Raw genomic sequence first — 18848 nt, 5'->3', positions numbered from 1 at the left:
ATGTCCCCGGGCGTTGGCATCTCCACAACCCCACTGACCAACGGGGCCAGGAAGTGGACGACCCGTGGATGTTCACGGACGGCAGGCTCCTTCCCAACCCAGGACGTCTGAAGATCGCCATTGACCGTCCTGGCAAACCGCTCGATTTCACTCTCGCGGGCCTCGCCATTCCCCTGGTCCACGTCCGGGTGGCCTCCGTATTCGCGGAGCTTGCTCCCGAGGACGTGCAACTCTTTCCCGTGGACGTCGAAGGTCAGCCGGATCAGTTCTGCATCCTCGTCGCGACCAAGACTCGTCGATGCATCGACGATGCGGCATGCAAGGAGGTGGAGATCTGGACGCCGGAGGATGGACGACCCGAGAAGGTCGGACACTACCGGGACGTCTACGGGATGCGGATCGACCCCTCGAAAGTAGGGGATGCCCAGGTGTTCCGTACCTGGGGATGGACGGTCGTCCTCATTGTCTCCGAAGAGATCAAGGACGCGCTGGAGCGCATCGGCGCCACCGGGACGTATTTCGTGGAGGTATAGCCCTCACCGGCAGTCGGAGTCCGCGGTGTCCGCCCGGCCGTCCGCGTCGTCGTCCGCGCCGTTGGTGCAGTGGCCCGTCTCCCGGGCCACGTACTCGTTGATGTGCAGCGTGTAGCGGATGGGCGTGCCCGCGACGGCATTGGCCATCCCGTCCACCACCACCAGCACCGTCTGCCCCTGCTCCAGCGACAGCTTCACCACCGGCGCGCCCGTCTTCCCCGCGCTCGTGTTCGCCGCGCACGCCAGCTCCAGGCCTCCCCGGCACCGCGTCAGCACGTACAGCGCGTTGCCGTAGCCACTGCCCGCCGTGTCGAAGACGTAGGTGCCGCTCACCGGTGCCGTCCACAGGTGCGCCCGGTCCTGCTGCATCCTCGTCCCGCACGTCCCCTGGAAGCCGTCCCCCGACTGCACCGTGTCCCCGAGGAACGTCACCGGCAGCGCGCTGCCCAGGTCCGTGTGCGCGCACCCGCTCCCGCCGCAGCCCGGCTCGGCCTGGCAGTCCGTGTCCGCGCAGTCCACCCACCGGTCCCCGTCGTTGTCCGCCCCGTCGAAGCACCGGCCCGCCTCGCTCGCCGTCTGCTCCTGGATGTGCAGCTCGAAGTCACCCGCGCTGAAGCTCCCGCCCATCGGCGAGTCCACCACCACCAGCACCCGCTCGCCCTCCCGCAGCGAGGCCGTCACCCGCGCGCCCCCCCCGTAGCTGATGCCGTCCGTGGCGCACGCGAGCTCCTCGCCCCCGCAGCCGTCCCGCCGCAGGCACAGCAGCGAGTCCATCGCCGAGCGCGCCGTGTCGAAGGTGAAGGTGCCGCTCCTCGGCGCCGTCCAGAGGAAGCCCCGGTCCGGCGCGCCCCCGCCACCGCACGAGGCCTGGTGGTCATCGTTGGCGTACGGGGTGCTGCCCTTCACCCCCACCGGCAGCGCGCTGCCCAGATCCCTGTCCACGCACACCGACGTCGCGCGGTGGCACACGTTGGCCACGCCGCCTCCGCCGCACGTCTCGCCCTCGGGGCAGGTGCCACAGGAGAGCGTCCCGCCGCACCCGTCCGGCACCGTGCCGCAGTTCTTCCCCAGCAGGCCACAGGTGTAGGGCCGGCAGCCCGGCTCGGCGCAGACGTTGGCCACGCCGCCGCCCCCGCACGTCCTGCCCCCCGTGCAGGTGCCGCACTCCAGCACCCCGCCGCACCCGTCCGGCACGAGGCCACAGTCCTTGCCCAGCTCCTCACAGGTGGCCCGCACGCAGCGCGTGGTGCACACGTTGGGCACGCCGCCGCCGCCGCACGTCTCGCCCGCGAAGCACTCGCCGCAGTCGAGCGTCCCCCCGCACCCGTTGGAGATGGTGCCGCAGTTCTTCCCCTGGGCCGCGCACGTGGTGGGCAGGCACGAGGCCGGGCCGCACAGGTTGGGCCCTCCGCCTCCGCCGCACGTCTCGCCCTCGGGGCAGGTGCCGCACTCCAGCACCCCGCCGCACCCGTCCGGCACCGTGCCGCAGTTGCTCCCCAGCGTCGAGCAGGTGGCGGGCGTGCAGGGCGGCGCGCCGCACACGTTGGGCACGCCGCCCCCCCCGCACGTCATACCCCCCGGGCACTCGCCGCACTCGAGCGTGCCGCCACAGCCGTTGGAGAGGGTGCCGCAGTTCTTCGCCTGTGCCTCGCAGGTGGTGGGCACGCAGGAGGCCGGGCCGCACAGGTTGGGGGCCCCGCCCCCGCCACACGTCTCGCCCTCGGGACAGGTGCCGCACTCCAGCACCCCGCCGCACCCGTCCGGCACCGTGCCGCAGTCCTTGCCCAGCGCGGTGCACGTGGTGGGCGTGCAGGGGGCCCGGCCGCAGACGTTGGGCACCCCCCCGCCCCCGCATGTCTCGGGCGCCTCGCACAGGCCGCACTCGAGCGTCCCGCCGCACCCGTCCCACACCGTGCCGCAGTTCCTCCCCAGCGACTCACAGGTGCCCGGCAGGCACGTGGGCGGGCCACAGACGTTGGGCACCCCCGAGCCCCCGCACACCTCTCCCTCGGAGCAGGTGCCGCAGCGGAGCACGCCCCCGCAGCCGTCGATCGTCACGCCGCAGTCCAGGCCCAGCCCGGCGCAGGTGAGGGGCTGGCACTCGGCGCGCGCCAGGGTGGCCGGCTCCGGCTCCGGCACCGTCCCCCCGCACGCGGCCAGCAGGGCGATCAGCCCCGCGGCCCACCACCGCCCGCTTCCCGGCCCCATTCCCCGTCCTTCACGCGTGTCCCGTGGCGGGAGAAGCTGGGGCGCTCCCCCCGGCGAGGGAAGTGCGCCGCGGCCGGGGCGGTGGGTGGTGAACGGTGCGGCGTGTTCCCCAGAACAACCGGGCGACGGCTTCCCGACATCTCCTTGCCCGAGAGCACCGATTCCGGCGGGCGGGCGGGGGGGCCACCTTGCGTGGGCCGGCTGCCCGTGGGGGGAGGAGAAGTCGATGCGGCGTCGTTGGACGTTCGCCAGGCGCATCGCGGTGGGGTTCACGGCCTCGCTGCTGGTGGCACTGGCCATTGCCGCCATCACCTCGCTCGCCCTGCGCTCGGTGCTCACCAACGACGAGCAGCTCAATGCCAAGCACGTCCTGCACCGCGTGGAGGTGGAGCGGCTGCACCGCAGCCTCAGTGACAAGCTCGCCAGCCAGCGCAACTTCGACCTGACGGGCGACGCGTCCTACCAGCGGGAGGCGCGTCAGGCCCGGGAGGAATTCCTGGGCACGCTGGAGCGCCTGCGCTCGCACGAGGAGGGCCTCGAGGAGCCGGGCCTGCTGGACGAGGTGGCCCGCGCGGAGCAGGCGCACGAGGAGGCCACCTGGGCGATGCGGGAGGCCCGGGCGCGGGGCGCCTCCGAGGCGCGGCTGGCGGCGCACTTCGAGCGCATGGCGGGGGAGTGCCGGCGGGTCCGCGAGGCGCTGGACTGGCTGTCGCTCTACACCGACAGCTCGTTGAAGGAGGGGACACGGCACGCCCGGCAGTCGGATCGCCGGGCGTTCTGGCTCATCCTCGCCATGGCCACGCTGGGGTTGCTGGTGGCCATGGGGCTGGCGTGGGTGCTCACCCGCGCGCTCTGGCCCCTGCACCACGAGGCCCGGGCCACCGAGGAGCGCTTCCGGCTGCTGGTGGAGGGGGTGAAGGACTATGCCCTCTACCTGTTGGACCCCCAGGGCCGGGTGGCGAGCTGGAACCCGGGCGCCGAGCGCATCCAGGGCTGGCGCGCCGAGGCCATCATCGACCAGCCGGGCGCGATCCTCTACCCGCCGGAGGCGGTGGCGGAGGGCCAGCCCCAGCGGGAGCTGGAGCGGGCGGCGCGCGAGGGGCGGCTGGAGTCCGAGGGGTGGCGGCTGCGCCGGGACGGCTCGCGCTTCTGGGCGGAGACGTTGCTCACCGCGCTGCACGACGAGGGCGGCCGGCTCAACGGCTACGCCGTGCTCACCCGCGACATCACCGAGCGCAACCGCGTGGAGCGCGCCGAGCACCTCTTCGTCGAGGCCGAGCGGCTCTTCCACGCGGAGGAGGATCCGGACCTGGCGGTGGTGGAGCTGGCGCGGCGGCTGGTGCCGGAGCTGGCCGATGGGTGCCTGCTCTTCCTGCGCTCGTCCACGGGCGAGCCCCAGCCGCGCGCGGTGGCCCACGTCTCCCCGGAGAAGGAGCGCGTCATGTGGGACATCATCCGCTACAGCCTGCCCCGGGGTGACTGGCGGCACAACGCCGGCGAGCTGCTGCGCACGGGCCAGACGGAGCTCGTCACCGAGGTGAAGCCGGAGATGATGGAGGAGTCGGCGCTGGACGCCGAGCACCTGGCGCTCTTCCGGCGGCTGGGCACGCGCTCCTACCTGTCGGTGCCGCTGCGCGCGGGCGGGCGGACGCTGGGGGTGCTCATCCTGCTGTCCACGAGCGCGGAGCGCCGCTTCACCCAGACGGACCTGGTGTTCATCGAGGAGCTGGCGGGCCGCGCGGGGCTGGCGCTGGACAACGCGCGGCTGCTGCGCGAGGCGCAGGCGGCGCTGGAGCTCATCGGCGTGGCGGCGCACGACCTGGGCAATCCGCTCAACGCGCTGCAGCTCATGCTGGGCAAGCTGCGGCGCGCGCCACCGGCGGACGGGGACAGGCTGCGCGAGGGGCTCGGCGTGGCGCTGCGGCAGACGCAGCGGCTGGGGCGGCTGCTGCACAACCTGTTGGACCTCTCGCGGCTGTCCTCGGGGAGGCTGGAGCTGGAGGCGGTGGAGGTGGACCTGGCGGAGCTGGTGCACGAGGGCGTGGCGCGGCACGCGGAGCAGGCGGCGGAGGTGGGCAGCCGGGTGGTGTTGGACGTGGAGCTGGGGGTGGTGGGGCGGTGGGACCGGCTGCGGCTGGAGCGGGTGCTGACGAACCTGCTGTCCAACGCCTTCAAGCACGGCAAGGGCCACCCCATCGAGGTGCGGGTGGAGCACACGGACAGCCACGCGCGGCTGGCGGTGCGCGACCACGGGCCGGGCATTCCCCTGGAGGAGCAGGACTCCATCTTCGAGCGCTTCAAGAAGGCCTCGTCCTCCAAGGGGAAGAAGGAGGGCTTCGGGCTGGGTTTGTACATCGTCCGACAGCTCGTGGAGGCGCACGGGGGCACCATCCACGTGGAGAGCACCCCCGGGGACGGGGCGACGTTCATCGTCCAACTACCGCTGGTGTCGGCGAGTCGGGAAGTGGATGCCTCCGCGCAGGTTCCGGGTTTGATGCATTAGTCGGGTTGAGCCGGTTATCGGGTCGGGAGACCCTGGCGGGCGTCACGAGGTGAGTCATGGTGAAGCTGGCCCTGCTGGGAGAGTCGTACCCCGCGCAGTTGAGGGAGAATCCGCAGGCCCTGCGGGACGTGGAGGTGGTCTGGTCGGGCACGTCGCTGGAGGCGTTCCGCGCGGAGGTGCCCGCGAAGCGTCCGGACGTGCTGGCGCTGGACTTCCTGGAGCTGAACGCGGTGGACACGGGGGTGGTGCCGGGGCTGCTGGAGAACTCGGGGGCGCGGCACGCCATCGTGACGTACCGCTTCGCCAAGCGCGGGGTGCTGCAGCAATACCCGGTGGGGAAGGTGCGGCTGCTGCAGGGGCCCATCTCGCTGTCGCTGCTGCGCGCGCACGTGCACCTGGCGGTGCTGGACGCCATGTTGCAACCGGTGAAGGCGGCGGTGACGCCGACGGCCTCGGCGGCTCCGGCGGTGGGGCCGAATTCAGGGGTGATGACGTCGGTGCCGGTGCCGGCCATCCCCAAGCCACCGCGCTACACGCCGGAGCAGCTCGGCGTGCTGCTGGAGGTCTCCAGCGCGGTGCAGTGCGAGTGCCCCAACCACCTGTCGCAGATTGTCAGCAGCCTGCAGGCCTTCGAGCAGTACTCGAAGCACTGCGAGAACCGCAACGAGGCGGACCGGCAGGTCCACACGATGCTGTACCGCTTCACGGCGGCGGCGCGTGCGGTGATGGAGGAGGCGCTCGCCGCGCTGGTGAAGCACGAGAACATCCAGCTCTAGGGGCTCAGGAGCGAGCGGACCCGAGCCCGCGAAGGAACTCCGCGAAGGCGGGGCACTCGCGGGCGAGCGTGTCGAGGTCACACTCCTGGGCGAGCTGGCGGCGGATGTCGGCCGGGTCCTTGCTGCTGGCGTGCGCGTCGGACCACTGCTGGAGCAGCTCCTTCGCCTGACGCCGCGCGAGACTCTCGGGAGACTTGGGCGGTGCGAGGGGCTTGCGGAGGACGGACTTCACGGCCTCTCCGTCCGCGATGAGCCATGCCTCGAACTCCTGGAGGGCCACGGCGGCGACGGCTTCGACGACGAGGCTCTCGAAGGCCGAGTTCAGCTCCTGCCGCCGTTCCTCCTGCTTGCCATCCGCGTCGACGAGCACGATGGCGAGGTGTGGCATGAGTTCTTCATCGGGCCATGTGAGGAGTTGCTGGAGCGTGTCGCGGCTGTGGAGCATGCTGCCTCGGGCGAGCTTGCCGCGAGGTGTACGGAGCGGTTCCTCGAATCGGATGGATTCTGGGGCGAGGCCGCGCGAGCGCTCGAGGCACCGCCGCACGAGCAGATGGGCTGCTCCCAGCTCATTCTCGGTGAGGGGAGTGGTGGGAGCACGCTGGCGAGTCGTATCCCAGCCGGACAGCTCGCCAGGGCCTTCAGCGTAGACGACGACGCGGAACATGCTCAAGCTCCAGGGACGCCGCCCAGGCCTCCAGAGAGCCAGATGCCGCCGAGCGATTGGTTGTAGGTCTCGTAGACGCGGCGCCAATTGGGCGTGTCGGTAGCCGCCTGGTTCACCCGCACGGAGCCATCTTCGTGCGAGCGGGTGAGAAAGCGGACCTCCTCGGGACGGACATACTCGAGCAGCTCGGCGGAGTGGGTAGCGAGCACCACCTGGACGGCTTTTTTGCCGATCTCTCCGGTGCTCATCTTGCGGAGCATCTGGATGAGTTCATCGAGGAGATAGGGGTGCAGCGCGCGCTCGGGCTCCTCGATGGTGATGAGTTCCGGCGTGGGGTCCTGGTGCTGGAGCACGATGAAGGCCAGCAGAAGCATCGTGCCGTCGGAGACCTGTTTCGGTGCGAGCCAGAGGTCCGGGTTCCAGCGATCCTGGAAGCGGAGCCGGTGCCTTCCCTCCATGGTCGGTTGGAGGTCCACGTCGCTGAACATCGGGACCAACCGGCACAACTCCTTGGCGACGGCGGACTGCTGTTGCCGTGTCAGGGACGCGAAGACGTTGGTGAGGTTGTCTCCTGTGCGGTTCAACCGTGAAGCCACCATCAGGGTGTTCTCACTGCGAAGTGTGGGAAGATCGAGTGATAGCGATTGCACCTTGTGGGTGGGATGTGAGCCCAGCTGTATCTGGCGGCGCTTGGCATTAATGGAATTCGGGAGCTCCGAACGTCCGAAGGTGATTTTCCGGGTGGTGTCGTCCTGGTAGCGCCATTCGATGGAGATGTGCTGCGTCAAATCGTGTCGCCAGAAATCCGGGACGTCGTAGCTCAGTGGTCGCAACCCCTCCAGCACCGAGGTCTTCCCGGACGAGTTGGGGCCCACGAGCACCGTCAGCGGCTCGAGCGTCAGCTCCACGTCCCGCAGGCAGCGGAAGTTCTTGAAGTGCACCTTGCGAATCACGGGTACACCTTAACAGTCCCGGAGCCTGGGGGCTCCGAGACTCACGTGTCGGTGTCCCACGCTGCTCAGAGGAGGGGCGGCACGGGCGGGGTGTCCGACGTCTGCTCCGGCGTCTGCTCCACCGAGGCGAGGCCGCGCAGCGCGTGGGGCTCGTGGGCGCGCGACTCCTCCTCCATGCGCTCGAACTCCACCGCGTCGTGGGCGCAGAACACCCGCACGTCCCGGTCATGCCGGCGCACCAGCTCGCGCAGCCGCTCCTGGTTGAGCTTGCGCAGCCGTCCGTCCTTCTGCATCAGCTCCTGGTACGCCCACAGCCCGGGCGTACACCGAGGCCGGTTCGGGTTCATCTCCTGGTGGTAGAAGTACGCGTCTCCGGCGTGCAGCAGCCACCCGTCCGCGAGCTGCACCGCCACGCCCGAGTGTCCCAGCGTGTGCCCCACCAGCGGCACCAGCAGGATGTCCGGCGGCAGGCCCTCCAGATCCCTCACGCACTCGAAGCCGAACCAGCGCGAGCCTCCGCGCGGCATCGGGTACGTCACCCAGTGCGGCTGCGTGCTCCACTGCCGGGGACGGAAGCGCCGCCGGTCGAGCCACGTCGTCTGCGCCACCGCGCCCTCGGCCTCGGCCGCCATCACGTGCACCCGCGCCGTCGGGAAGTCGTCCAGGCCCCCGGCATGATCGAAGTCCAGGTGCGTCAGCACGATGTGCCGCACGTCCTCGGCCTTGAAGCCCAGCCGCTCAATCTGGCGGATCGCCGTCATCTCCTCGTTGAGCTGAGGCCGATTCATCGCCAGGAAGAAGGGGCTGAGCCGGGGCCTCGGGTTGCGCACGTCCTCCAGGCCAAAGCCCGTGTCCACCAGCACCAGCCCCTGCTCCGTCTCCAGCAGGAGGGTGTGGCACGTGAGCGCCGCGGGCACTCCCCTCGGCCGGCGCCGGCCATCCATCAGCCGCCCACCCGGTGGGCACATCGTCACGCAGTTCAAATGGTGGACGCGCATCCCGCGGCTCCCTTCCGCTCGGGCTTCCTCTGGCCCGCGGCTCCGTTCGTGCGAAAGGTGGGGTGTGGTGCCACGGCGGGCCAGCCGTGGAGGCGCGCAGGGGGCCTGGTTGCCTGCTGTGACGCGCCCACCCGCCTCGCGCCTGCTCGGGGCACGGGCTAGAGTCCGCGGCCCATGCGCTCCTGGTTGCTCCTCGCCGCCTTGCTCGTGCCGAGCCTCTCGGCCGCCACGGGACACGAGGTGTCCCTCGGTACCACCGCCGTCATCCTCACCAATGGCGGCGTCTACAACGCCTCCGCACCCCGCCTGTCCCTGGAGGCCGCCTATGCGCGCGAGCTCGGCTCCTGGCGCCTCGGAGGCGGAGTGCGCTGGGCCCCCTCGGGCCGGGGCAACCTGCCAGTCGAGCTCTACGCCCGTGCCCTGCTCTCCACGCAGTCGGGCTTCTGGCGGCCCGCGGTGGGTCCGGAGCTGGGCCTCAGCGGCCTGCCCATCATCCTCCCGCCCACGAGTGGCTTTCCCGAGGACCTCTCGCGTCGGCAGGCCGAGCAGCTCGGGCCCGCCTACGTCGCCCTCCACGCCGTGCCCCTGCGCTTCGCCTTCCGCCGCTTCACCGTGAGCGCTCTCGAGCTCCAGTGGGGCACCACCCTCAACCGGCCCGGCTCCACCCTGCGCTTGCAGCTCGGCCTCCTGCATCTGGGGATGACACTGTGAGACCCCTGTTCGCCGCACTCCTCTTCCTCGCCGTGAGTTCCTGCGCCTCGCGCGCCACCCCCGACGAGGCCGCCCTCTCCCGCGCCGGAGACTTCGCCGCGGGCGTGCAGGGGCAGCGCTTGATGTCGGACGTGGACGCGCTCGTCGCCTCGCACCGTGAGGACACGCCGCTCGACTGTGGCCTCTTCGCGCCCTCGGAGATCGACACCGCGCGCCGGCCCGTGTGCAACCTCACCCGCGACAAGGCCCGCCAGCTCGTGCGCGAGCGCTTCGAGTCGCTCGGCTACACCGTCACCACGCACGACACGGAGGATCCGCGCTTTCCCACCTCCAACGTCATCGCCGAGCTGCGCGGCACCGAGCGCCCCGACGAGGTGGTGGTGGTGGGTGCCCACTATGACGCCTACTTCTCGGGAGCGGATGACAACAGCTCGGGCGTGGCTGCGATGCTGGAGATGGCGCGGCTGGCCTCGGGCAAGCGCTTCGCGCGCACCGTGCGCTTCGTGGGCTTCGACCTGGAGGAGCTGGGCCTCGTGGGCAGCACGCGCTACGTGAGCGCGCTCCCACGGGAGAAGATCGTCACCTCCATCGTCTTCGACTGCGTGGGCTACAAGGACGCGACGCCCGGCGCGCAACTGGGACTGCCCGGCTTCCCCATTCCCAACACGGGTGACTTCATCGCCGCCATCGCCAACGAGCGCTCCAACGTGCGGCTGGAGGAGCTGTACGCGCTGGGCACCCGGCTCGGCGTGTCCCTGCGGGGCGTGCTGACGCCCGAGGATGGCACCGGCCCCGCCACGGGCAACCTCATGCGCAGCGACCACGCCCCCTTCTGGATGGCCGGGCAGAGCTCCATCTTCCTCACCGACACCGCCAACTTCCGCAACCCCCACTACCACACCGCCCGGGACGTACCCGCCACGTTGGACCCGGACTTCCTCACGGACGTCACGCGGCTGTCCGCCGCCGGCCTCGCCTACTGGGCGGAGGGACCGCTGCCATGATGACCTCCACGCTCCTGGTGCTCTCCACGCTGGCGACCGCGCCGGCTCCGGCCGGGGAGGCCGCGGTGCCCCCGAGGCACCAGCTCTCGCTGTATGCCCGCTCGGGGGCGACGGTGTACCTCTCGCAGGCGCGCACCCACGGCGGAGTGGGGGGCGGCTTCGGCCTGCGGGACACGGTGGACGGGCGGTGGTTGCTCCAGGCGGATGCGAGCGGGCTCACGGGCCTGGGCACGGCGTTCGCGGTGCGGGTGGGCGCGGGCGTGCAGCGCCAGGGGAGGTGGGCTCCAGCGGCGCTGGTGAGCCTCACCGGCCTCGTCGGCGACCGGCTGGACTTCTTCACCCCCGAGCACCCCTCGCGCAGCGCGGCGCCGTCGTTGGGGCTCGGGGTGACGCTCGCGCCCTCGCGCTTCAACCTGGGGCAGGCGCAGGTGTCGCTCTTCGAGCTGGGCGTGGGCGTGGGGACCGACCGGCCCGGGCTCGGCCTGCTCTACGGGCTCACCCTGCTCGAGGTGGGCGTGGCGCTGTGATGTCGCGGTCCATCCCTTGATTTGAGAGACGCCGTCCTGTCTCGCGCGAGATGATTCCTCTTGGGTCTGGTAGGGATTGACAACCCTTGTCGCGGGTTCGCCGCCTTGCGCGCGTCTGCCAAGTCAAGCCAGGCGATGCTGATTTGTGTGTGCTGAATGGGCTGACATAGAAGCTGTGAGTGTTCTGGGTTCTCTGGCCGTGGAACACTCGCACTCTGGGTAAGGGTTGAATTCTCTCTTTCCCCGCAATGTCAGACCCCTCGCGCATAGTGGCTCCATCGCACGCCAGATAGGTCTGCTCCGTCAGGGGCCCATCCGGTCCTCCGAGAGTCGGGGGAGCCGTCTTCCCGCGCACGGCTGGTCGCTCGCGACGTGTCTCTTCAACGCTGCAACAACAAGGAAACACATCCATGGAAAAGAAGACCAAGGCACGCGGCAAGGCGCAGGGCAAGATGGACACCGGCTTCGAGCAGGAGCTCGGACCGCTCGTCAAGGCTATCGACGACGCGGTCGTGGGCATCCAGGACCCGAAGGAGCGCCAGGCGGTGCGCCAAGCGGTGGGGGAGGTCGTGCACGGAGCGGTGCGCGAGCTCGCCCAGCGCGCGAAGGGCGCCGCAGCGACCACCCTCGGCCCGCTCGACGGGGTGGCCGTCGACAAGGGCGTGAGCGCCATCAAGCAGGTGAAGGAGCTGGGCTTCGTGGAGTTCACCGCGGGCCTCATCAACGGCACCTTCGACGCCATCGTCGGCGCCACCATCAAGCAGATGGATGCCTACTCCAACATGGTGGCCAGGCTGGCCAAGACGCTCGCGGATTTCCAGGCGGATCACGTCACCCCCGCGGACGTCACCAAGTACCTCGCCGACCGCTTCCCGGACGGGGGGGGTGGCACCAGTGTCCGGCCCACCTACACCTTCGTGGGGACCGTCGCGAATGATGACCTCGGCATCCCCGAGCGGACGGCTCGCGAGAACCTGCTCCTCGTGGCCAACGCCCTGGTGGGCGACGTGAAGAACCTCACGCCCCTGCTCACGTTCGACCCGGATATCGACATCCAGGGGGGCAAGGAGTCCTTCAAGGAGGAGTGGGTCAACAAGGCCCGTGATGCAGTCAGCAAGCTGATCGCCAAGAGCATGATCGAGCACCTCCGGGCCATGGCGCGCGAGGGCATGGCCCGCATCGTCGTCACCGACGGCGAGCTGCTGTCCAAGCTCACCTTCAAGGTGAACGCCACCGACCAGCAGCTCACCTCCTCGAGCCGCTACGATGCGCAGAGCAGCGGCTGGGGCGTGAGCGCGGGCTACGGGAGCAAGCGCTTCGGTGCCTCGTTCTCCTACGGCTCCAGCGACGTGCGGGTGTCCACCGTGGACGAGACCTCGTTCGACTCCGTGACGATGAACGCGGAGATCATCGGGCAGGTGAAGCTCCACTTCCGCACCGAGTCCTTCCCGCCCTTCATCAAGGACGACCCCATCGTCTGAGCCTCTCGCGCTAGGAGGCCGGCGGCCCTCGTGCCGCCGGCCTCCGGGCCTTTCCCGCCATGAGTGACATCACCCTGGGTGACCTGCTGTCCCTGTTCTTCGACGACCTGGCCCCCTCCCTCCAGCGCGAGTCGGAGGACGCCTCCCTGAAGTTGCAGGTAACGCACGTGGACATGGACCTCCCCACGCATCTGTGGCTGAGGGCCGCCGGAGCGGACCCGGAGCAGGAGCCGGCCCGTTTCGTCTTGTCGTTGCCGTCGACGCGAGAGTCGCCCACCGCCGGGCGCCTTGGCCGCATCCACATCACCATCGGAGTCCAGGCGTCCCAAGCGCCCGCGCTCCCGGAGGACCCATGAGTTCCAATGACAACGTGGAGTGGCAGCTGGCGGACCTGGTGGACGCCATCTCCGCCGAGGTGGACCGCGCGGAGGACACGCTGGCCCTCAAGTCCTATGCGCGCAAGGTCTCCTTCGCCATCAAGAAGATCGCCCTCGACGTGGAGGTGACGATGCGCCACGCGCCCGACGGGCGCCTCTTCTTCCGCTCCCTGGATCCGGGCGGCAGCAGCGACACGCTGCTGCGGTTGGATTTCGCCCAGATGCTGGAGAGCCAGCTCGTCGGGATGCGCAGGCCGTTGGACGACTCCACCACGTCCGCGCCGCTGAGCACCCTGCCGGGCATCACCCCCGGGGAGATCCAGGCCCTCAACGCCATCGCCATCTACTCGGTGGACGACCTGCTGCGCTACACGCGCACCTCGGCCATGCTCGCGGAGGTGAGCCGCAAGTCCGGCATCGCCGAGACCCGGCTGCGCTTCTGGCGGGGCGTGCCCTTCGTCTCGGCCCTCAAGCCGGTGCGGGGTGCGCCGGGCAGCCAGGTGGTGCTCGAGGGCGGCAACTTCGGCGCGGCGCGGCCCGCCGATGCGGAGGTGATGTTCCACGGGCGCAAGGCGCGGGTGCTGGAGTGGAGCGGCTCGCGGCTGACGGTGGAGGCGCCCGCCGAGGCGCTCGGGACGGGCCTCGTCTTCGTGGTGATGAACGCCCAGCCCACCAACGTGGTGATGTGGGAGGGCACCACCTTGGATCTGCGCGTGGAGGAGGTGCTCGCGGGCACGGAGGCGCTGTTGGAGGGAGAGCCCGTGCAGGTGGAGGCGGTGCTGGTGAACCGGGGCACCCTGCCCACGCGCGCCTTCTCCGTGCAGTGGTCCGTGGACGGGGAACCGGGGCCGGTGCTGCCCCATGGCCCGCTGGAGCCGGGGCAGCGCTCCACCGAGAGTGGCCTGCGCCGCGAGCTGAAGCTGCCCGCGGGGCGTCACACCGTGCGCTTCGTGGCGGACGTGGCGGGCGAGCTGCCGGGCCTGGACCGGGCCGCGCTCTCCTTCAGCCGCATCCTCGAGGTGCGGCCCCAGCAGTCGCTCGTGGTGGGCGACTACCGGGTCCCCAGCACGTTGGATCCACTGCTGATGGGCCCCGTGGATGGCTCGAACGTCCTTGGGCTGGTGTTCCGCGGGTTGGGTCGCCGCGGCCCCAAGGGCACCCTGGTGCCGGACCTGGCGGAGTCCTGGACGACTCCCACGCCGGTGGACGTCGCGGGCGGCCGGGTCTACTCGGTCACCGTCACGCTGCGCCCGGACGTGCGCTTCCACGACGGCTCCCCGGTGAAGGCCGAGGACGTGTGCTTCTCCTTCCTGCGGCTGTGGTCGCTGGACTCGCCCTGGCTCGAGGCCATCATGCGGGTCCACGAGGTCCTCCTGGACGGGCCCCGGGTGAAGTTCCTCCTGTGGTCCCCGGATGCCCTCGAGCCGCTGCTGACCCTGGGCATCGTGCCGCGCTCGGCGTACGAGGCGGACCCCAAGGGCTTCGGCCACAAACCGGTGGGCTGTGGACCCTTCCGGGTGGAGTCCTTTTCGCCGGAGAGGGTGGTGCTGCGCGCCTTCCGCGGGCACTTCCGGGGGGCGCCGCGGTTGGATCGGCTCACCGTGCTGGGGGTGCCGGACCTGGACCGGCTGGGGGAGCGGGTGGAGCAGCAGGAGCTCCACCTCGCTGTCATGCCCTACGACGACGCCTGGTTCGAGCGGCTGACGGACCTGGGCGAGTGGACGCTGACGCGTGTCGGTGAACAGCTCCACGTCCAGGTGCCAGGCCTGTTGGAGCGGGACCCGGCGAGCCCGGACGTCAACGCGAGCGCGTCCCTCTGGTACCTCAAGTCCTGAGGCGCGCCCTCAGGGGCAGGGCGAGGCTCCGGCCGTGGCGTGGTGGATGAGGAGGATATCCAGGTCCCCCAGGCCCAGGTTGTCCCCATAGGTGCCATAGGTGCTGCCGGCGAGGGTGAGGTCGCCGGCGGCATCCAGGGCGATGCCCCGAGCGTGCTCGTCGGAAGAGGTGCCGTCCTGGCACTGCCATTGGAGCGCACCGCTCGCGTCGTGTTTGAGGAGGACGAGGTCCTGCCATCCCTGGCTGGTGCCTCCGGAGAGGACTCCCTGCGTGCTGCCGACGAGGAAGGTATTGCCCTTCGTGTCGGCGGCGAGTCCCCCCGCGATATCGGTCTCGCTCGTTCCCGTCTGGAGGGCCCGGTCCACGCGTCCGCTCGCCGCGTCGAGCCAGAGCAGGAGCAGATCCTCCGCGCCGGCGTTGGCGTGGCCCGGCACCGCGCCGGTGGTGGAGGCCGCCACGTTGACACGCCCGGAGACGCTCGCGGTGACACCGGCCGCGTACTCGTCCCCGGCCGTCCCGTACTGCATCACCCACCGCCGCGTGCCGTCCGCGTCGAAGCGGGCGACGACGACATCCCAGCCTCCCTGGCTCGTCGCCGCGAGGCTCCCTGCGGTGTGGCCCGTGAGGTAGATGGCTCCGTCGGGGCCGACGGCCACTCCCGCGGTGGCCTCGGCCTCCTCCGTGCCCAGCTGGCGCACCCAGCGGCGCGTGCCGTCCGCCGCGTAGCTGGCGAGGAAGAAGTCTCCCCCGAGCCCGGTGGCCTTCCCGCCCTCCTCCAGGCGTCCATCGGTGGTGCCGGCCACGTAGACGCGGCCACTGGTATCAGTGGCCACGCCGCTGGCGCCATCGAAGCCGCTGGTGCCGAGCTGGTGGGCCCAGCGCGGCGTGCCGTCTGCCTCGAAGCTGGCGAGGAACACGTCGAGGCTGCCAGCGCTCCCTTCCTCCCCGAGCGCTCCGGAGGTGGTGCCGGCCACGTAGACGAGCGAGTCCCCGCTCACGGCGACACCCTGGGCCGAGTCGTCCTCGGGAGTACCGAGCTGCCGCGTCCACACGGGGGGCCCGGAGGCGTCGTACTTCATCAGGAGGGCATCCTGGCCACCTTGGGGGGTGTTGTCCTCCAGGCTGCCCAGCGTCTGCCCGACGAGGTAGAGGCTGCCGTCGCTGGCACTGGCGACGCTCTCGGCGCCGTCCTCGAAGGCGGTGCCGAGCTGGCGGCTCCAGGAGGCGCTCTTGCGGCCCCAGCCATAGGCCAGGCGGCACTGGCCCGGGGTGGCGCGCTCGCAGCCCTCGGTGTAGCGCACCAGGGCGGCGTCCTTGCCACCCGCGCTCCCGCTGCTGCCCAGCGGGCCCTCGGTGAACCCCGCCACGTAGACGCCGGTGCCGACATCCGCCGCGACGGCGAGTCCCCAGTCACTCGGGGTGGGGGTGCCCGCGGTGGCAGCGGAGCCCAGCTGGCGGGCCGCGCGCCGCGTGCCATCGCGGTCGTACTTGAGCAGCACCAGGTCGTTGCCGACCAGCGCGCTGCCCGTCTCCAGGTTTCGGCTCATCGAGCCGGTGACGTAGACGTTGCCCGCTCCGTCGGACGCCACCCCCGAGGCCGAGTCCTCCGCAGCGGTCCCCGTCTGGCGCGTCCAGAGGCGGGTGCCGGAGGCGTCGTAGCGCACCACGACGATGTCGTAGTCGCCGAGCTGGGGGTTGCCGTCCAGCCCGCGGCCGTCCGCGCCCCCCGCGGTGCGGCCCACCACATAGACGTCCACCTCGCCAGTGGTGCGCCGCGAGGTGGCCACGCCCTGGACCACGTCCTGGCCGTTGGTGCCGAGCTGGCGCGTCCAGAGCCGGGCACCGGAGGCGTCGTATTTCACGAGGAAGAAGTCCTGCCCGCCGGCGCTCGGGTTGCCGTCCAGGCCGCCCCAGGTGAAGCCCGCCACGTAGACGTGGCCTTCCACGTCCACCGCCACGCCACGGGCCTGCTCGTTCTGAGCGGTGCCGAGCTGGCGCGTCCAGAGGCGGGTGCCAGAGGCGTCGTACTTCACGAGGAAGAGGTCCTGCCCGCCGGCGTACGGGTTGCCGTGCAGGGCGCCGGAGGTGTAGCCGGTGACATAGACATGGCCGTCCGCATCGGTGGCCACGCCCTGCGCGTAGTCCCCCGCGCTGGTGCCGAGCTGGCGCGTCCAGAGGCGGGTGCCTGCCGTGTCGAGCTTCACGAGGAAGACATCCTGTCCGCCCGCGCTCGGGTTGCCATGGAGGGCGCCGCCCGTGTAGCCCGTCACGTAGAGGGAGACCGTGGCCGGGTCCCGGTCGTGCACGGCGAGCCCCGTCACGTAGTCATTGCTGGAGGTGCCGAACTGGCGGAGCCACTCCCGCGAGCCGCCCTCGGTGTGCCGGGTGAGGAAGACGTCGAAGCCACCCGCGCTCGAATTGCCTGGCATCGCCCCGCCGGTGTAGCCCGCCGTGAAGACGGCACTGGACGAAGCGGCCACGGCCACGGCCTGGTCATGCCCGCTGGTGCCCAGCAACTGACTCCAATCGGGCGGCTCGGTGGTGGAGGCCGAGGCCGACGGGGCCCCGCCGACGACTCCGACTGCGAGGGCCGTCCCTGCCGTGCCCAGTTTCTTCAGCCAGCTGCGCATGTGTCTCTCCAATTCGGGTGCGTACCGCCCTTACGGGCGGGCTGTGACTGCGAGTAAAGGTGACTGCGAGTGAAGATTGGCTAAACCCAGGGTCACCTGCAAGGCATGGAATGCGCGCCCAGCGGGCTCGTGTCTCTTATTGCAATACCTTTCAAGTCCCGGGTCACGGAGCCCCACTCTCCGGCCTTGCGCGCGCGCTGGTGGGCACACTTCTACCTGCAAGACTTTACAAGTCCGAAGGCCCGGGAATGTCAGACCCATACAGCATTATGTCCTCGCAACACTCACGGAGGTCGCAATGTCATACAAGAAGATCGACAACGTCATTGGTGGGCGTGGCGCGGACAGCCTGCCCGGTTCGGAGTACATCTACTTCCTCGAGCGCAACAACCCGACAAACCCCACGGGTCTCATCAACGAGTGGCGCATCACGCCCTACGCGCTCATCTCAAGCGGCATCGCCGAGCTGCCCGACACCGGGTTGGACCTGGATGGGGATGGGGCCCCGGACATCATCTGGGATGGGGTGGAACTCTACCCGGAGATGATGTCTGGGCTGGCGCGCATCCCCCGCTTCGACACGGAAGCGGAGTCCCTGCAGGAGCTCGTCTACGGAGCCGACGGCTTCCCCGAGGGCGGGGAGTCCACCGCGGGCAATTGCTACGCGGTCTCCACCGGCACGGGTAACTTCGCCAAGCTGCGCATCTTCAAGGACGCCGCGAGTGGCAAGACGAAGGTCGAGTGGGCCACCTACCGCTTCGGCAAGTACATCACGCCGGTGGGCTTCGGCTACCAGGACCCACGCGACCTGGTGCTGGCGGTGGAGAATGGCGTCACCGTGGCCTACGTCTCCGCCCTGCGCAAGGTGAACGGGCGCGATGTGGGCACGGTGTACCGCGTGCCGCGCGATGACACCGCGGGCTCGAAGCTCTTCAAGCCGGCGTCCGCGGCGTACATCGTGGCGGACTGGGCCGTGCGCAAGGCCGGGGAGCCCGTGCGCAACGACCCCCGGCAGCTCGCGGTGCACGGCGGCTACGTGTACATCGTCAACAGTGATGCCCTCCTGCGGGTGAACCCGAAGGTGAGGACGCTGGAGGTCGTGTACACCGGGCTCACCGGCGCCACGGGCCTGCTCCTGAGCAAGGATGGCACCCGGGCGTACGTCACGGACATGGCGGTGGACGCGGCCACGGGCAAGACGGGTCGCTTGCTGAGCATCAACATCAACTCCGAGGGCAAGGGCACCCTGCACAAGGTGCTGCGCACGGAGCTCGGTGCCACCGGCCTCCTCGAGTGGGCGGATGACGAGCACACGGCCCTCTACCTGTCGCGGTTGGACTCCAACGAGGTGATCCGCCTGCGAGACCTGGAGGCCCCCACCCTCGCCGCGGAGCCGGTGCTGACCGCGACTCCGAAGCGCTCCCAGAGCGTGATGGTGATGACCACGCACGGCCTCTTCATCGTCAGCGACGACGAGATCGGCACGCTGGATGCGGAACTCCCCGTGGACCCGGGCATCCTGGTCATGGGCATCGGCCTCATCCCCTTCCAGTTCATCGAGCAGGATGCGACCAGTCCGAACGCGGGCCGCGCGGACACCTCCACCACCAGCTACTTCTTCCAGGTGAACAACGTGCCGTTCGGCGG

At 70.4% G+C, this 18848-nt stretch carries 15 protein-coding genes; 10 read left to right on the top strand and 5 right to left on the bottom strand.

What is annotated here, in order from left to right; genetic code table 11:
• Positions 1-533, top strand: a 533-nt coding sequence (locus tag VF697_RS01535; protein WP_331091538.1) for an imm11 family protein, incomplete at its 5' end; no start/stop codon positions are given.
• Between the two features lie 3 nt (positions 534-536).
• Here VF697_RS01535 and VF697_RS01530 read toward each other — a convergent pair.
• Positions 537-2741: a tryptophan synthase alpha chain gene (locus VF697_RS01530; RefSeq protein WP_331091536.1), complete on the bottom strand. Its 2205-nt coding sequence runs from the start codon at positions 2739-2741 to the stop codon at positions 537-539.
• Positions 2742-2967: 226 nt separating this feature from the next.
• Between VF697_RS01530 and VF697_RS01525 the strand changes: the two genes are divergently transcribed.
• Positions 2968-5244, top strand: coding sequence for an ATP-binding protein (locus VF697_RS01525; protein WP_331091534.1), 2277 nt, complete (start codon positions 2968-2970; stop codon positions 5242-5244).
• Between the two features lie 56 nt (positions 5245-5300).
• On the top strand, positions 5301-6020 hold the full coding sequence (locus VF697_RS01520) for a hypothetical protein (RefSeq protein WP_331091532.1): 720 nt from the start codon (positions 5301-5303) through the stop codon (positions 6018-6020).
• A 4-nt stretch (positions 6021-6024) separates the two neighbouring features.
• Here VF697_RS01520 and VF697_RS01515 read toward each other — a convergent pair whose 3' ends face one another.
• From VF697_RS01515 to VF697_RS01505, 3 genes are all read right to left on the bottom strand, one after another.
• The gene (locus VF697_RS01515; protein ID WP_331091530.1) at positions 6025-6684 is read right to left on the bottom strand and encodes a DUF4276 family protein; all 660 of its coding nucleotides are present in this window, start codon (positions 6682-6684) and stop codon (positions 6025-6027) included.
• Between the two features lie 2 nt (positions 6685-6686).
• Entirely contained in the window at positions 6687-7637 is a 951-nt protein-coding gene (locus tag VF697_RS01510) for an AAA family ATPase (RefSeq protein ID WP_331091528.1), read from the bottom strand.
• 65 nt (positions 7638-7702) lie between these two features.
• Positions 7703-8635 carry an MBL fold metallo-hydrolase gene (locus VF697_RS01505; protein ID WP_331091527.1) on the bottom strand — a complete coding sequence of 311 codons (933 nt, stop codon included), beginning with the start codon at positions 8633-8635 and terminating at the stop codon, positions 7703-7705.
• 174 nt (positions 8636-8809) lie between these two features.
• Between VF697_RS01505 and VF697_RS01500 the strand changes: the two genes are divergently transcribed.
• The 6 genes from VF697_RS01500 (at position 8810) to VF697_RS01475 (ending at position 14570) form a co-directional block, all read left to right on the top strand.
• The gene (locus VF697_RS01500; protein ID WP_331091525.1) at positions 8810-9346 is read left to right on the top strand and encodes a hypothetical protein; all 537 of its coding nucleotides are present in this window, start codon (positions 8810-8812) and stop codon (positions 9344-9346) included.
• On the top strand, positions 9343-10350 hold the full coding sequence (locus tag VF697_RS01495; RefSeq protein WP_331091523.1) for a M28 family peptidase: 1008 nt from the start codon (positions 9343-9345) through the stop codon (positions 10348-10350). Before VF697_RS01500 ends, VF697_RS01495 begins: the two co-directional genes overlap by 4 nt.
• Positions 10347-10877, top strand: a complete 531-nt coding sequence (locus tag VF697_RS01490) for a hypothetical protein (protein WP_331091521.1) — start codon at positions 10347-10349, stop codon at positions 10875-10877. Before VF697_RS01495 ends, VF697_RS01490 begins: the two co-directional genes overlap by 4 nt.
• A gap of 410 nt (positions 10878-11287) precedes the next feature.
• Complete coding sequence (locus VF697_RS01485; protein ID WP_331091519.1) at positions 11288-12358, top strand: hypothetical protein; 1071 nt, start codon at positions 11288-11290, stop codon at positions 12356-12358.
• 59 nt (positions 12359-12417) lie between these two features.
• On the top strand, positions 12418-12714 hold the full coding sequence (locus VF697_RS01480) for a hypothetical protein (protein WP_331091518.1): 297 nt from the start codon (positions 12418-12420) through the stop codon (positions 12712-12714).
• Positions 12711-14570 (top strand): ABC transporter substrate-binding protein, encoded by a 1860-nt coding sequence (locus tag VF697_RS01475; RefSeq protein WP_331091516.1) that lies wholly within the window; start codon positions 12711-12713, stop codon positions 14568-14570. Before VF697_RS01480 ends, VF697_RS01475 begins: the two co-directional genes overlap by 4 nt.
• Positions 14571-14579: 9 nt before the next feature.
• On the opposite strand, the gene VF697_RS01470 is transcribed toward VF697_RS01475, so the two are convergent.
• Positions 14580-17201 carry an SBBP repeat-containing protein gene (locus VF697_RS01470; protein ID WP_331091514.1) on the bottom strand — a complete coding sequence of 874 codons (2622 nt, stop codon included), beginning with the start codon at positions 17199-17201 and terminating at the stop codon, positions 14580-14582.
• A gap of 298 nt (positions 17202-17499) precedes the next feature.
• Here VF697_RS01470 and VF697_RS01465 point away from each other — a divergent pair.
• A partial coding sequence (locus VF697_RS01465; RefSeq protein ID WP_331091512.1) for a hypothetical protein occupies positions 17500-18848 on the top strand: 1349 nt, incomplete at its 3' end.

The sequence above is a fragment of the Archangium sp. genome (assembly GCF_036388035.1).
Lineage (GTDB): Bacteria > Myxococcota > Myxococcia > Myxococcales > Myxococcaceae > Archangium.
This window is presented reverse-complemented; position numbering and strand designations above follow the sequence as displayed.

What these genes read in the sequence shown, in the direction of transcription:
- VF697_RS01530 (WP_331091536.1), bottom strand. Translation starts at nt 2,741, where the DNA reads ATGGGGCCGGGAAGCGGGCGGTGGTGGGCCGCGGGGCTGATCGCCCTG.
- VF697_RS01525 (WP_331091534.1), top strand. Translation starts at nt 2,968, where the DNA reads ATGCGGCGTCGTTGGACGTTCGCCAGGCGCATCGCGGTGGGGTTCACG.
- VF697_RS01520 (WP_331091532.1), top strand. Translation starts at nt 5,301, where the DNA reads ATGGTGAAGCTGGCCCTGCTGGGAGAGTCGTACCCCGCGCAGTTGAGG.
- VF697_RS01515 (WP_331091530.1), bottom strand. Translation starts at nt 6,684, where the DNA reads ATGTTCCGCGTCGTCGTCTACGCTGAAGGCCCTGGCGAGCTGTCCGGC.
- VF697_RS01505 (WP_331091527.1), bottom strand. Translation starts at nt 8,635, where the DNA reads ATGCGCGTCCACCATTTGAACTGCGTGACGATGTGCCCACCGGGTGGG.
- VF697_RS01500 (WP_331091525.1), top strand. Translation starts at nt 8,810, where the DNA reads ATGCGCTCCTGGTTGCTCCTCGCCGCCTTGCTCGTGCCGAGCCTCTCG.
- VF697_RS01490 (WP_331091521.1), top strand. Translation starts at nt 10,347, where the DNA reads ATGATGACCTCCACGCTCCTGGTGCTCTCCACGCTGGCGACCGCGCCG.
- VF697_RS01485 (WP_331091519.1), top strand. Translation starts at nt 11,288, where the DNA reads ATGGAAAAGAAGACCAAGGCACGCGGCAAGGCGCAGGGCAAGATGGAC.
- VF697_RS01480 (WP_331091518.1), top strand. Translation starts at nt 12,418, where the DNA reads ATGAGTGACATCACCCTGGGTGACCTGCTGTCCCTGTTCTTCGACGAC.
- VF697_RS01475 (WP_331091516.1), top strand. Translation starts at nt 12,711, where the DNA reads ATGAGTTCCAATGACAACGTGGAGTGGCAGCTGGCGGACCTGGTGGAC.
- VF697_RS01470 (WP_331091514.1), bottom strand. Translation starts at nt 17,201, where the DNA reads ATGCGCAGCTGGCTGAAGAAACTGGGCACGGCAGGGACGGCCCTCGCA.